Origin of the sequence: Actinomadura fibrosa (genome assembly GCF_900659615.1) — a bacterium.
GTDB lineage: Bacteria > Actinomycetota > Actinomycetes > Streptosporangiales > Streptosporangiaceae > Spirillospora > Spirillospora fibrosa.
This window is the reverse complement of the sequence record NZ_CAACUY010000117.1, coordinates 15,410-28,696: the sequence shown is the minus strand read 5'-3', so window position 1 is coordinate 28,696 and position 13,287 is coordinate 15,410. Positions and strand designations below refer to the sequence as shown.

At 66.5% G+C, this 13,287-nt stretch carries 13 protein-coding genes and 1 tRNA gene; 5 read left to right on the top strand and 9 right to left on the bottom strand.

Going from position 1 to position 13,287, the window contains the following annotated elements:
* The 7 genes from E1300_RS30145 to E1300_RS30115 form a co-directional block, all read right to left on the bottom strand.
* Positions 1-482 (bottom strand): Rho termination factor N-terminal domain-containing protein (locus E1300_RS30145; RefSeq protein WP_207400040.1); only part of this gene is annotated, 482 nt, incomplete at its 3' end.
* 576 nt (positions 483-1,058) lie between these two features.
* Positions 1,059-2,024, bottom strand: coding sequence for a homoserine kinase (gene thrB, locus E1300_RS30140; RefSeq protein WP_131760482.1), 966 nt, complete (start codon positions 2,022-2,024; stop codon positions 1,059-1,061).
* A 16-nt stretch (positions 2,025-2,040) separates the two neighbouring features.
* Positions 2,041-3,108, bottom strand: a complete 1,068-nt coding sequence (gene thrC / locus E1300_RS30135) for a threonine synthase (RefSeq protein WP_131760481.1) — start codon at positions 3,106-3,108, stop codon at positions 2,041-2,043.
* A 46-nt stretch (positions 3,109-3,154) separates the two neighbouring features.
* Positions 3,155-4,441: a homoserine dehydrogenase gene (locus E1300_RS30130; RefSeq protein ID WP_131760486.1), complete on the bottom strand. Its 1,287-nt coding sequence runs from the start codon at positions 4,439-4,441 to the stop codon at positions 3,155-3,157.
* A gap of 23 nt (positions 4,442-4,464) precedes the next feature.
* The gene (gene lysA, locus E1300_RS30125; RefSeq protein WP_131760480.1) at positions 4,465-5,856 is read right to left on the bottom strand and encodes a diaminopimelate decarboxylase; all 1,392 of its coding nucleotides are present in this window, start codon (positions 5,854-5,856) and stop codon (positions 4,465-4,467) included.
* On the bottom strand, positions 5,853-6,548 hold the full coding sequence (locus tag E1300_RS30120; protein ID WP_131760479.1) for a DALR anticodon-binding domain-containing protein: 696 nt from the start codon (positions 6,546-6,548) through the stop codon (positions 5,853-5,855). Before E1300_RS30120 ends, lysA begins: the two co-directional genes overlap by 4 nt.
* 21 nt (positions 6,549-6,569) lie before the next feature.
* On the bottom strand, positions 6,570-6,953 hold the full coding sequence (locus tag E1300_RS30115) for a response regulator transcription factor (RefSeq protein WP_242619467.1): 384 nt from the start codon (positions 6,951-6,953) through the stop codon (positions 6,570-6,572).
* 107 nt (positions 6,954-7,060) lie between these two features.
* Between E1300_RS30115 and E1300_RS30110 the strand changes: the two genes are divergently transcribed.
* The 5 genes from E1300_RS30110 (at position 7,061) to E1300_RS30090 (ending at position 11,917) form a co-directional block, all read left to right on the top strand.
* Positions 7,061-7,132, top strand: a tRNA-Arg gene (locus tag E1300_RS30110).
* 119 nt (positions 7,133-7,251) lie between these two features.
* Entirely contained in the window at positions 7,252-8,088 is an 837-nt protein-coding gene (locus tag E1300_RS30105; protein ID WP_131760478.1) for a hypothetical protein, read from the top strand.
* 901 nt (positions 8,089-8,989) lie between these two features.
* Complete coding sequence (locus tag E1300_RS30100) at positions 8,990-9,937, top strand: ABC-three component system protein (RefSeq protein WP_131760477.1); 948 nt, start codon at positions 8,990-8,992, stop codon at positions 9,935-9,937.
* Positions 9,901-10,188 carry an ABC-three component system middle component 6 gene (locus tag E1300_RS53735; protein WP_306440681.1) on the top strand — a complete coding sequence of 96 codons (288 nt, stop codon included), beginning with the start codon at positions 9,901-9,903 and terminating at the stop codon, positions 10,186-10,188. Before E1300_RS30100 ends, E1300_RS53735 begins: the two co-directional genes overlap by 37 nt.
* A complete protein-coding gene (locus tag E1300_RS30090; protein ID WP_131760475.1) occupies positions 10,178-11,917 on the top strand; it encodes an ABC-three component system protein in 1,740 nt (579 codons plus the stop codon). Before E1300_RS53735 ends, E1300_RS30090 begins: the two co-directional genes overlap by 11 nt.
* Before the next feature lie 20 nt (positions 11,918-11,937).
* Here E1300_RS30090 and E1300_RS30085 read toward each other — a convergent pair whose 3' ends face one another.
* Both E1300_RS30085 and E1300_RS30080 read right to left on the bottom strand, forming a co-directional pair.
* Positions 11,938-12,420, bottom strand: coding sequence for an NUDIX hydrolase (locus E1300_RS30085; RefSeq protein WP_131760474.1), 483 nt, complete (start codon positions 12,418-12,420; stop codon positions 11,938-11,940).
* Positions 12,417-13,079, bottom strand: coding sequence for a protein phosphatase 2C domain-containing protein (locus E1300_RS30080; protein ID WP_207400039.1), 663 nt, complete (start codon positions 13,077-13,079; stop codon positions 12,417-12,419). Before E1300_RS30080 ends, E1300_RS30085 begins: the two co-directional genes overlap by 4 nt.
* Positions 13,080-13,287: the final 208 nt, after the last annotated feature.

The following is a 13,287-nucleotide window of genomic DNA, read 5'->3' as shown; positions in this document are numbered from 1 at the left end:
TGGGCCTCGCCGTCCTCGGCGCCGCCCTGCGCGGCCGCGGGCTCGCGGGTCTGGCGGTCGCCGCGCTCGGCGCGCCCGTCGGACGCCGCGCGGTCCTGCCGGTCACGGTCCTGCCGGTCGGTGGCCTTCGCGCCCTGCCGGCTCTGCCGCTCGGGACGGTCGGTCGCCTTGTCGGCGGCCTTGTCGGACGCCTTCTCGGCGGCCCGGTCGGCAGCGGGGGCCGCCTGCTCCGCGGCCGGCGCGGCCTCGGAGATGGTGACCTGGTCCTCGGACACCTCGCGCTTCGCGGAGGCCGCGGTGCGGGTCCGGCGGGGACGCTCGGTCTTCGCCGTGGCAGCGGCTCCCTGCTCGCCCCCGGCCGAGCCCTGCCCCTGACCGCCCTGCTTCTCCTGGATGGCGGCGATGAGCTGGCTCTTGCGCATCCCGGTCGTGCCGGTGATGCCGAGGCTGGACGCGAGCGCCTTGAGCTCGGGCAGCACCATGGCCGAGAGGCCCGTGCCCGACCGGCGGCGCCGGGGGGTGGCAGGCTCCGCGCCGGCCTGGGCGGCGTCGGCTGCGGGTGCAGTGCTGGATGCGTCCGTAAGGAGTTCGCTGGATTCGCTCACTAAGGGTCCTTCCCAGGGAGCGGGCGTTGGCCGGCGTTCGGCCAGTCAACCCGGTGGTGCGGCCCGGCGGGGGCGCCGAGTCGGGCTGCGCCGATCACGATGGCACCGCGATCGGCGAGTTCTGGGCACAGCCAGATGGTGGTCGGGACGGTTCGCTCGTGCGTGACCCCGTTACCGCCACGTCCGAAGTTTCGCTGGAATGCCTGACAACGGGATGTCACGGTGTCGGGGAGCCTGGTACGCGGGACCGACACGACCGAAGGGCCGGACAGCTGACGCGCGGCTGACGAGCACGCTGCCCCGAACGGGGCATCTGGTGCGGCATTCAGCCTAACATCACCTGGGCACACTGCTATTCCCCAGAGGTCGATGTCTTCGCATTTTACCTAGCTGGATCTTCTCGGAACCGGCACCGTCCGGAACGTCGCGGCGGCCCCGCCCCCGGCTCCGGCGTCAGGGCCGGACCTGTGTCCCACCGGCCACGACGCGGGCGCCACGGGTCGCGACGTCCAACGGGTGTTCGTGCCACCCATTACCCACTTCCAGACCCATCGAATCAACTCGTGATGCGGTTGTGAAGGCCAGGACAGTGGGACCTGCCCCGGAAATCACCGCCGGTACGCCCGCCTCGCGGAGCCGCGCGACGAGCGCCGCGGACCGCGGCATCGCGGGCGCGCGGTAGTCCTGGTGCAGCCGGTCCTCCGTCGCGGCGAGCAGCACGTCCGCGCCGAGCCCCGCGACGGGGCCTGCGGTGAGCGCGGCGATGAGCAGCGCGGCGCGCCCGGCGTTGGCCGCGGCGTCGCCGTGCGGGACGGTCTCCGGCAGCAGCCCCCGCGCCCGCTCCGTCGCGAGATGCTGGTCGGGGACGAACGCGACGACCCCGCTGACCTGCGGATCCAGCCGGACGAGCCGCGCGCCGCCCGGCTCCGTCCAGGCGATGGTGAGGCCGCCCGCGAGGCACGGCGCGACGTTGTCGGGATGGCCCTCGATGTCCGTGGCGAGCCGCAGCGCGGCGGCGTCGTCGAGCAGGTCCCCCGCCGGGTGCAGCGCGCGCGCCGCGACGATCCCGGCGACGATCGCGGCCGACGACGAGCCCAGCCCGCGGCTGTGCGGGATGCGGTTGCGGCACCGCAGCCGCAGTCCCTTCGGCTGCCCGAGCGGCGCGCCGGGACCGGTTTCGGCCAGCCCGTCCAGGACGTCGAACGCGCGCCGCAGCACCTTCACGATGAGGTGCCGCTCGCCGCGGTCCGCCACCTCGGCGCCCTCGCCGTCCACCTCGATGGACAGCCCGCCGCCCGTGACCGCGACCTCGACGTCGTCGTACAGCGCCAGCGCGAGGCCCAGCGAGTCGAACCCGGGACCGAGGTTGGCGCTGGTCGCGGGCGTGCGCACCAGGACCGGCCCGTCCGGCCAGCTCATCGCGTCGCCTCGCCCGTCAGGTGAGGCCGAGCGCCGACGCCGCGGCGTGCGCGTCGACCTTCACGACGGTCGGCGCGGGCGCACCGGAGATCGCCCAGTCGGGGTCCTTGAGCCCGTTGCCCGTCACCGTGCAGACGACCTTCGCGCCCGGCTCGACGACCCCGCGCTCCCGCGCCTGGAGCAGCCCGGCCACGCCGGCGGCGGAGGCGGGCTCCACGAACACGCCCTCCTCCCTGGCCAGCAGCCGGTACGCGGCCAGGATCTGCCGGTCGGTGACGGAGTCGATCGCGCCGCCCGACTCGTCGCGCGCGGCGCTCGCCAGGTCCCAGGACGCGGGGTTCCCGATCCGGATCGCGGTCGCGATGGTCTGCGGCTTCAGGACGGGCTCGCCCTTCACGAACGGCGCGGCGCCGCTCGCCTGGAAACCGAGCATCCGCGGCGTCCGCGAGGCGACGCCATCGGCCGCGTACTCCTTGTAACCCATCCAGTACGCGGAGATGTTGCCCGCATTTCCCACGGGTAGGCAGTGCACATCAGGAGCGTCGCCGAGCGCGCCCACGATTTCAAAGGCGGCCGTCTTCTGCCCCTGCAACCGGTACTTGTTCACCGAGTTCACCAGGGCGACCGGATAGTCCACCGCGAGCTTCTGCGCCAGTTCCAGGCAGTCGTCGAAGTTGCCGTCCACCTGGAGCAGCCGCGCGCCGTGCACCAGCGCCTGCGCCAGCTTCCCCATCGCGATCTTGCCGGCGGGCACCAGCACCGCGCAGGTCATCCCGGCGCGCACCGCGTACGCCGCCGCCGACGCCGAGGTGTTGCCGGTGGACGCGCAGATCACCGCCTTGGCGCCCTGCTCGGCCGCCTTGCTGATGGCCATCGTCATCCCGCGGTCCTTGAACGAACCGGTCGGGTTGGCGCCCTCGACCTTCAGGTACACCTCGCAGCCGGTCAGCTGCGACAGCCGGTTCGCGGGCACGAGCGGGGTCCCGCCCTCCAGGAGGGTCACGACGGGCGTCGCGTCCGTCACCGGAAGCCGGTCGCGGTACTCCTCGATGAGGCCGCGCCACACGCGGACGTTCGCGTTCACGTCATTCTCCTTGATGACCTGCGATGTCCTGCGGAGTCTACCGGGCTCACTCCTCGCCCTCGACGCGCATCACGCTCGCCACCTCGCGGACGACGTCGAGGCCCCGCAGCCCCTCCACCGTCGCCGACAGCGCCGCGTCCGGCGCCCGGTGCGTCACCACGACGAGCTGTGCCTCCTCGCCCAGCCCCACCTGCCGGACGGCCTGGATCGACACCCCGTGCCGCGCGAACAGCTCGGCGACCGTGGCGAGCACGCCCGCCTCGTCCGTCACGTCCAGCTGGATGTAGTAGCGCGTGACGGTCTCGCCCATCGGCAGGACCGGAAGGCTCGCGTACGTCACCTCGACGGGGCCGGGCGTACCGGCGACCACGTTCCTCGACACGGCGACCAGGTCGCCGAGCACCGCCGACGCCGTCGGAGCGCCCCCCGCGCCCGCGCCGTAGAACATCAGCGACCCCGCCGACTCCGCCTCCACGAACACGGCGTTGTACGCCTCGCGAACACTTGCCAGCGGATGCGACCGCGGGATCATCGCCGGATACACCCGCACGGACACACCGCGCCCGTTCCGCCCGTCCTCCGACGGGACCCGCTCGCAGATGGCCAGCAGCTTGACGACGCAGTCCATCCCCTTGGCGCCCGCCACGTCCGCCGCGCTCACCTCGGTGATGCCCTCACGGTGGACGTCCGCCGCGGTAACCGGAGTATGGAAGGCGAGCTGCGCCAGGATCGCCGCCTTCGCAGCGGCGTCGAACCCCTCCACGTCCGCCGTCGGGTCGGCCTCGGCGTATCCGAGCGCCTGCGCCTCCTCCAGCGCGTCGTTGAACCCGGCGCCGTGCGTGTCCATCTGGTCGAGGATGTAGTTCGTCGTGCCGTTCACGATGCCCAGCACCCGGTGCACGTGATCGCCGACCAGCGACTCCCGCAGCGGCCGCAGCAGCGGGATCGCCCCCGCCACCGACGCCTCGTAGTACAGGTCGGCCCCGTACTCCCGCGCCGCCGCGAACAGCGTCGCCCCGTCCTCGGCCAGCAGCGCCTTGTTCGCGGTGACGACCGACTTCCCGGTCTTCATCGCCTCCAGCATCAGCGTCCTGGCCGGCTCGATCCCCCCGATCACCTCCACGACGATGTCCACGTCGTCCCGGGTGACCAGCGCCTGCGCGTCCGTCGTCAGCAGCTCCCGGTCCACGCCCGCGCGGACCCGGTCGGGCCGCCGCACGGCGATGCCCGCCAGCTCCAGCGGGACCCCGACGCGCGCGGCCAGGTCGTCCGCCTGCTCCCGCAGCAGCCGGACGACCTCCGTGCCGACGACACCGCAGCCGAGCAGCGCCACCCGCAGCGGGCCACGTTCGGGTTTCACGCTCCGACCTCCGCATCCAGCCGCAGCAGATCCTCGGCGCTCTCCCGGCGCACGATCACCCGCGACCTGCCGTCCCGCACCGCCACCACGGCGGGCTTCGGGACGTGGTTGTAGTTACTGGCCATCGATCGACAGTACGCACCGGTGGCGGCCACCGCCACCAGGTCCCCCGCCGCAAGATCTTCGGGCAGCCACAGGTCCCGCACGACGATGTCCCCGCTCTCGCAGTGCTTGCCGACGAGCCTGCTCAGCATGGGCGCCCCCTCGGACGTCCGGCTCGCGAGCACGCTCGTGTACTCGGCGCCGTACAGGGCCGTCCGCAGGTTGTCGCTCATGCCGCCGTCCACCGACACGTACGTCCGCAGGCCCTCGACGTCCTTCACCGTCCCGACCTCGTACAGCGTCACCCCGCCCGGCCCCACGATCGCCCGCCCGGGCTCCACCGTCAGCCGCGGCATGCTCAGCCCGTACGCCCGGCACTCCCGCGCCACGATCGCCCGCAGCCCGTCCGCGATCGCCTTCGGGTCGTGCGGCTCCTCCCCCGGCACGTACGCGATCCCGTACCCGCCCCCGAGGTCCAGCTCCGGCAGCTCGATCCTGTGCTCGTCCCGGATGGCCACCAGCAGCTCCGCCAGCCGGTGCGCCGCCACCTCGAAGCCGTCCACCTCGAAGATCTGCGACCCGATATGGCTGTGCAGCCCCACCAGTTCGAGCTGCTTCAGCTCCAGCACCCTCCGCACGGCCTCCAGCGCCGCCCCGGAACTCCGCGAGAACCCAAACTTCTGGTCGTCATGCGCAGTGGCGATGAACTCATGGGTGTGCGCCTCCACCCCCGTGGTGACGCGCACCATCACCTTCGGCCGGACCCCATGCGCCTGGGCCAGATACCCCAACCGTGCGATCTCCTCAAAGGAGTCCAGCACGATCCTCCCGACGCCCACCTCAAGAGCCTTCTCCAGCTCCCAGGACGCCTTATTGCTCCCATGCAACGTGATCCGCTCAGTGGGGAACCCCGCCGCCAGGGCGACCGCGAGCTCACCCCCACTGCACACATCGAGCCCCAGCCCCTCCTCGTTCAACCACTTGGCCAGGGCCACGCACAGGAAAGCCTTGCCCGCATAGTGGACGTCCCCGTCATGGAACGCCGCCGCATACTCCCGGGCCCGGCTCCGCACGTCCTCCTCGTCGTACACATAAAGAGGAGTCCCGTACTGCTGCGCGAGATCCCGGACGTCGACACCGCCCACGGTCATCGCGCCGTCCGTCCGCCCGGCGCTGCGCGGCCAGATATGCGGATCGAGGGCGTTCAGATCGTCCGCCGGCCCCGCGGGGTGGTCCTCGGGCAGGACGTCGGCGTGCCGGGGGCCGGCAGGGTGAACTCTGCTCATAGTCGCTCTCTAGGGGTCTCACCGATCATGTTCAGGCCGTTGCCGATGGCGATGCGCGCGGCCTCCGCCAAGCTGACGCGTCCCGCATGCACCGCCCCGGGTCTCTCATCACCCCTGGGCACGGCCGGGCACCGCTCATGCACGTCGTGATACGCCGCGGCGACCCTCTCAAGGGACAACACCAACGGCCTCGCGTCCCGTTCCCGCTCGGCCTGAGCCGCCCGTCCAGGCAACTCCCCCAAAGCCTCGACGAGCACCATCTCCTCCGCCTCACCCCCGGCGAAGACACCCCGTCCAACCCCCAACTCGGACGCCCAACGCCCGACCCACCCGGCCCGCACATAGGCATATCGGACGGCGAACCCGGGGTTCTCCCACGTCCTGGGCCACTCGTCCCACGAAAAAGCCGGAACGACCCTCACCCCATACCGGGGATCGCCCAGAACCCCGTCCACCACAGCCCCGGGGGACACCTCGACCCGCACGAACCCCCGCGGGGTAACGCTCCCACCCACACACTCCGCGATCACCCGCGGATCGACACCCAACCTCAACGCGACAGGACTCTCGAAAACCCCGGGTCCAGCGCAGAAAACCGGCACCTCCTCAGGCACCGGCACAGCAAGAACGCCCCGCTCCACGGCGTCCCGCACCGCGGCCCCAAGGGCGTCGCTCACATCGGCTGGCGTCACCCTCGCGAGACTATCCGACCACTATCTGGACACCGCCGCGAGCTTCCGCACCGTCTGGATCAGCTGGTTGGGGTCGAACGGCTTGGTCACGTAGGCGTCCACGCCGATCTCGTGCCCCCGCCGCACATCGTGCTCCTGCGCCCGCGCCGTGATCATCACGACCCTGATGTGCGCGGTCGCGGGCTCCTCCCGCAGCCGGATCGCCGTGACCCACCCGTCCAGCCGCGGCATCATCACGTCCAGCGTGATCACGTCCGGCGCGACCTCGCCCACCTTCTCCAGGCAGTCCTGACCGTCCACCGCGGTCGCCACCTCGAACCCCTCCAGCTGCAGGTTCACGGCGATGAGCTGGCGGATCACCTCGTCGTCATCGACGACCAGAACGCGTCCCAGTGGCTCGGTCACGGCCACGAAGTTAGTCGACTCGCCCCGCCAACGCACGGCGAACGCCCAGGTGCGCGTCGACCCGCCAACCCTGGTAACCTTCAACCCGCGCCACCCAAGGCGCAAGGGCCCCCTTAGCTCAGGGGATAGAGCAACGGCCTCCGGAGCCGTGTGCGCAGGTTCGAATCCTGCAGGGGGCACGCCTAGATCACCAGCAAAAACCCGTTACGACCTGGGAAAAACAGGTCGGACGGGTTTTTCCGTAAGTGCAGCCCTATGCACCCGACGGCCGCCAACGGCTGCCATCTGTGGGCTCACGGTGAAACAGACATTCCGGCGCCCCACGACCTGGACCGCCGATGACGCCGGCGACCCGCGGCAGGGACCCCGCGGCCACGTCCAGATCCCGCGCTCCCTCATCTCCTCTCCCGACCACAGCGGTCTGGCCGTCTGGACGTGGGCGATGTACGAGACCCTGATGCCCCACGGCCTGGACGGCGGCCGCGCCCCCGCCATCGCCCGCCGCCACTTCCTAGCCGAACGAGCAGGCACCTCCACAACCGCCCTGGACGACGCCCGCCGCCAACTCCTAGCTCCCACCACCGACGGCCCTTACCTCTCCGGCTCCACCCCCCGAGGCGCCAAACGCAGCGTCCTGCACGCCGCTCTCCGCCGCCCTCGCGAGACCGGCGAAGGCTACGCCCCCGTCCCCGCCTGGACCCTCGACATGGTCTGGGCCGGACGCCGCCGCCCAGCCGGCACCATCTCAGCCGAAGCCTGGCGCCTCTACACAGCCGCGGTAGACCGCGCCCACCGCAACGGCAAGCCCCGCCCCTTCGACGCCACCATGGCCCGCCTCGCCGCAGCCGTGAATGCCTCCCAGGCAACCGCCAGGCGCCCCCTGGCCGAGCTGGAGACAGCCGGGCTCATCGAGGCAACCGCGCGCCCGGGAGGCTGGCTCTCCATTCGCGTCGCCCTAGAAGAAGAGGACGCCACCCAGACCGCCGAGCACTACGCCACCCACGGCCGCCACCACACCGCCCCCCACAGCAACCCCGCTCATATAGCGGCACTCACCCGGAGCAGGACGCGGCACACACCCCTCGCAGCAACTGGCACTCCACAGGAGACACCCCTTACCTATGCACCCCCTTGAGAAGCCACCGTCGCTTCCCGCCGAAGGCGCCTACAACAACCAGAGCGTGCGAACGCGAGCAGCCGGCAAAGCCGGGAAGTCCAAGCACCACCAAGACCATCCAAGGCGCCGAACCCTAACCCGCGTCCCCCGAGCCGCCATCGACCTCTACCTAACGCTCCCGCCCGAGCTGACCCGCCACATCCCGGAACACGGCTCCCAGCGCATCCTGAGGGCCCTCACCGCCGAGCTACAGCACCGCACCCCAGCCGAACTGGCCGACCGCATCACCCGCAACTGGGACCACTGGCGCTACCGCATCACCGACACCGACCCCATCCGCGACGCCGTAGCAGTAACCACCCGCCTCGTCCGCCGAGGCCAGCACTGCCCCGACGTCCGCTGCGAAGACGGCCACCAACTGGACCTAGACGCCTTCTGCAAGGCATGCCTCCAACTCCCCAGCAATCTTGACTCGGCGAACAACGTCTCAGCTCACCGTGAACCGCCTTCGACGCAATTGGGTACAGCACCAGCGCCCTCTCGAGGCCCCACAATCAGAGAAGCCTTCTCGACGTCTTCCACCAACGCGGCCACAAAAGGCCAAACCTATGGACAACAACGCCACGCCGCGCTAGCTCGCCGCTTGCTCGGCGTACGCAGCGCCGCAGAGCGTGAAGCGCTGATCAGCGCACACCTCAGAGCGCATACCAGCATGGAGTCCTGTCAATGGCCGACGACTCCCGGCCCCCCTCTGCCGAGCTCGCCTGTTGACAACCTCTCACCGAGGTCAACCGTCCCACTCAATGATGCAGAGGTCACAGGCGGGCCCTATGAGCACCGGAGCGTGGTCACGATGAAGGGGTTGCACGAAGCAGCGGAGGTCGTAACCTAAAAGCAGGCAAGCTCAGGAGGAGTCGAGATGGGCATGTCCTTTGAACAGAGAATGTATGCGCGAATCAAGTTCACGGAGAGAATGTCAGAGCTGACCGAAAACTCTTTTGAAGATTTTTTTCACAATATAATGAGTGCACGCTATCCTGACTATGTGGATATTCGCACCCACGGAAATATCGGGGATCTTAGCGCGGATGGGATCGGCTTGCACAACGGCAGACTTTATGCCGTCTACGCTCCACCAACGTTCAACATCTCGGCAATCGAGAGCAAGTTCGCTTCGGACCTTGCGGGCGCTAAAAGCAAGCGGGATGGACAGTTCGACACATTTGCATTTGTTCACAATGACACACGGGGAGCCCATCCGGCCATCTCTACACTATTGGCAAATGCGGCTCGCGAACATGCCCCTCTGAAAATCGATCACATAGGGCGACGTCGACTGTGGAATGAATGCCTACATCTTTCCGTGGAGCAGATGGAGGACGTCCTCGGTTGCCCGATTCCGATAAACGAACTCGTTTTTGGTATTGGGATGGAGGATCTAGCTCCCCTACTTAAGAGTCTTGAAGAGCAAGCACAGATGGCCGACCCGTTTAAGCCGGTGCACGATGTCAGCGAAGTCAAACTAGATTACAACGAACTCGAAGGAGACAGTCGCGAAGGCCTGATCAAGGCAATGCAAAGCACCCATCTCATAAACGAATATTATGAGATGCGAATGGCAGTCTATGAAATCGATGAAATCGCGCGAGGCTTCTCAGCTTACTATCAACAAATCAAGGACGACTGGGACGATCCAGAGGACGTGCTCCTCGAACTCGAAAAGTACGTTTTAGGGAATAGGCGTCAGCCCTTCAAAACGCATCGCGCAGCTTGGGTTATCCTCGCGTATTTCTTTGAGCGTTGTGATATCTTCGAAGAACCCCCCGAGGGGTGGCAGCCTCCCAATGTCGTAGGAAGCACAAGGTGATCACGCCAACAAAGGGTATCGCGCCAGACAGGGCGCTACTGTCTGTCGGGGCGCAGATACTGGAACAACTAAGCGAGCCTACGTCCGTGAGCCAAACCTGGTACAAGGTGAAGGCCTGGAGGATCGAGCAAGGCCACAAGGCACCAATTTCTTTCGGTTGGTTCACCCTTGCCCTAGATATCCTTTTCGCCATGGGGTTGATAGAGCTTCGAGATGGGCTGCTGGTCCGAGAGGAGGCCCATGCTTCGTAAATTGGAGGCTGACGATCCTCGCTTCAAGACGCTCGAATTTCGTCCTGGCTTGAACCTTGTCGTGGCTGACACCACTCCCAGTTCCGCGACAACAGACAGCCGCAACGGAGTGGGAAAATCAAGCCTTGTTGAATTACTTCATTTTCTGTTGGGGAGCCGACCAAGCAAGCACCTAGCGACGAGAAGGGTACTTAAGGACATCACATTCGGGCTCGTAGTTGACTGGCCCAACACGACTGATGGGCTATCTGTTCGCCGCAAGGGCGCAAACCCTACAAGCGTCATCATTGATCCGGATATCTCAGCTAAGAGCGGCAATCGTCTCGACATTGGTCCTGGGCATATCACTCTGGCCGAGTGGAACAGCCTAATCGAATCCGGCCTTTTTAATCTGTCTGGACAGCATCCTGGAATCAGCGGACGCGCGCTGCTCTCCTATTACATGCGCCGTATCGCGAGCAATGGCTTCAACGAAGCCATCAGAGTTCATTCACGACAAGCTGAGGTAGAAGCCACTACGAATCTCGCCTACCTTCTTGGTCTTGATTGGCAATTGGCCTCAAAATACAAGGACATCGCCGCTCGGGAGGCGACACGAAAACAGCTCAGGCAGGCCGTAAATGACCCGGTCTGGGGGCGCATAGTAGGGAACACAGCGGAACTGCGAGGGCAAATTACCATTGCCGAGGCACGCGTAGCGAGATTGGAAGAGCAGATAAGCTCCTTCCGCGTTGTGCCCGAATACGAGGCACTAAAGTCCCGCGCCGATCAGCTAACCGCACAGATACGACAGCTCTCAAATCAAGACGTCATAGATCGCCGCAACCTAGAAGACCTCGAAGCTGCCGTTAGGGAAACCAGCGATACGGAAGTAAGATATCTGGAGCCCGTCTATCGAGAACTGGGGGTCATCCTAAACGAGCATGTTCGCCAACGCTTCGAGGATGTCCAGAATTTTCATGAATCAATTGTCCGGAACCGTCGTCGCTACCTGGGCGAAGAAATCGCTTCTATTCAGAATCGCTTGGCTGAGCGCCGGCAGGAACGGGAACGGCTAGGCGCAGAGCAATCTCGAATCCTTCAAGAACTCAATGAAGGCGGCGCACTCGAAGCCTTGACCACTTTGCAACGCGCATATGCACAAGAGCAGGCCTCGCTGGAAGCACTTCGGAACCGGCTTACGGCTGCACAAGCCTTGGAAGCGAGCGCTCGGCAGATCGCTTCTATGCGCCTTGAAGTGGAAGAGCAGATGGCAACTGATTTGGAGGAGCGGGCTGGACGCATACGTGAAGCTACCTTGCTCTTCGATCAGTTCGCCAAAAAACTTTACGGAGAAGAGAGGAGTGGATATCTGGCGATCGAAGCTGGAAGAAATAGCGTAAAAATCACCCCGCGCATCGACAGTGACGAGAGTCGAGGGATTGGCAACATGGTTATTTTTTGTTTTGACTTAACTGTTGCCACTATCGCACATCGACATGGACGCGGGCCAAATTTCCTGGTTCATGACAGTCATCTCTTCGATGGCGTGGACGACCGCCAGCTAAAAGCTGCTCTAGAGCTCGCAGCAGAAGTTGCCGAGGCCGAAGAGATCCAGTACGTCGCAACTCTCAATAGCGATGACCTCGCCAAGGCTACCAACCGCGGTTATGACGCAAAAGACAGAGTTCTGCCAGTTCGTCTGACCGATGCTTATGCCGATGGTGGACTGTTCGGCTTCCGCTTTTAAGCGAACTACGAAGCCGAAGTTCAAGCATCCGCCTGAGAACGCTCATGCGCCCCGGCCCCTGAACCTTCTGACGAACGGATCAGGTTGACGCCGTCATGGTCTCTCAAAGCTGGCGTCGGGTCGTCGCGATAGGCGTCTAGGATGCGATAGGCGAAGACCTCGTTCGTCAGGGTCGCGACCTCGTCTGGAGAAGCCCAGCGGAACGCGTCTGCTTCGGGGTTCGTCGTCAGGGTGCCGCCCAAGAGACGGCAGCGGAAGGCGAGGGCCACGATGCCGCGGGCCATGTTCTTGTAGATCCCCGTGAGCGCTTCCGGCTCGACATCGAGGCCGGTCTCCTCTTTGACCTCGCGGCGCACGCCGTCGGCGAAGGTCTCTTCGAGTTCGAGGACTCCGCCTGGCGGCTCCCAGCGGCCGTTCTCCGGACGCCGGATGAGGAGGGCCCGGCCCTGGTCGTCGATGACGATGCCGGCGACGGCGACTGAATGGCGTGGAAGAGCGGTCATTGCTTGTCGTCCCAGGTGACGTGCGTGTGTGAGAACGCGACGAGCGCAGCCGCCTTGTCGTCGTGGGTCTTTGGGCGTGGCCAGCGCTGGCGGTCCTTGTCGGTGGCCTCGGCGTCATGGATGACGGCCAGGAGCGCCTGCAATCCGTCGCTCAGGGCGAGGGTGAGGGCAGCCGGCCACGATGGGGGAACGCCGTAGTCCTCGACACCACAGCTGACGCCATCGGTCATGGCTGCCACAGCGTGGATGCTGTTGACCGGCCATTGGCGGAGGATGGCGTGGTGGCCGGCCTCGGGCGTCGCCTCTGCTATCCAGTAGCCGCCGTCGCGGTTCATGCGGGCCAGCTTCGCGGGCCGGGTCGCGCGGATGAGGTCGTCGAGCGTGTTCAGGCCCTCGATGGTCTGGCGAGCTTCGCGCCGCAGCTCGGCGACGACAGTCTCGTGTCGTACATCTCGTAGGACGTCCACGCTGCCATCTCGGCCGAACATGACGATCGGGCTGTCTCCGAGGACGAGGCCGTCGATGTGGTGGTCATCCCACCTGATGATCGCCACTGTGCTGGCCGGCGACTCGCCAGGTACGAGCGAGTGCTTTGCTGCGACGTGATCGATAGCGGTCGCGAGTACGTCGGGTAGGTCTGCAGAGGGATCGCTGTCCAAGAGGTCGAGGATTCGCTGCCCGAGAGCGTCCGGGTACCAGCCGTCCCTAGGTCCTTCTGGCCGCAGGGGGCTGACGCCGTCGAGGACGACCACAGCGTTAGGCCGGGCGAAGACACGGTCCTCCGAGCAGCCGTCATCGCCGGGGCGTTCTGCGGTGCACACGCGTACCGGCAACATCACGCCTCAGCGCCTGTCCAGGCGTGACGCA

Bases quoted from the DNA above. Each gene is read 5' to 3' on its own strand.
- E1300_RS30085 (WP_131760474.1), bottom strand. From the start codon at position 12,420: ATGACCGCTCTTCCACGCCATTCAGTCGCCGTCGCCGGCATCGTCATC.
- lysA (WP_131760480.1), bottom strand. From the start codon at position 5,856: ATGAGCAGAGTTCACCCTGCCGGCCCCCGGCACGCCGACGTCCTGCCC.
- E1300_RS30090 (WP_131760475.1), top strand. From the start codon at position 10,178: ATGCTTCGTAAATTGGAGGCTGACGATCCTCGCTTCAAGACGCTCGAA.
- thrB (WP_131760482.1), bottom strand. From the start codon at position 2,024: ATGAGCTGGCCGGACGGGCCGGTCCTGGTGCGCACGCCCGCGACCAGC.
- E1300_RS30100 (WP_131760477.1), top strand. From the start codon at position 8,990: ATGGGCATGTCCTTTGAACAGAGAATGTATGCGCGAATCAAGTTCACG.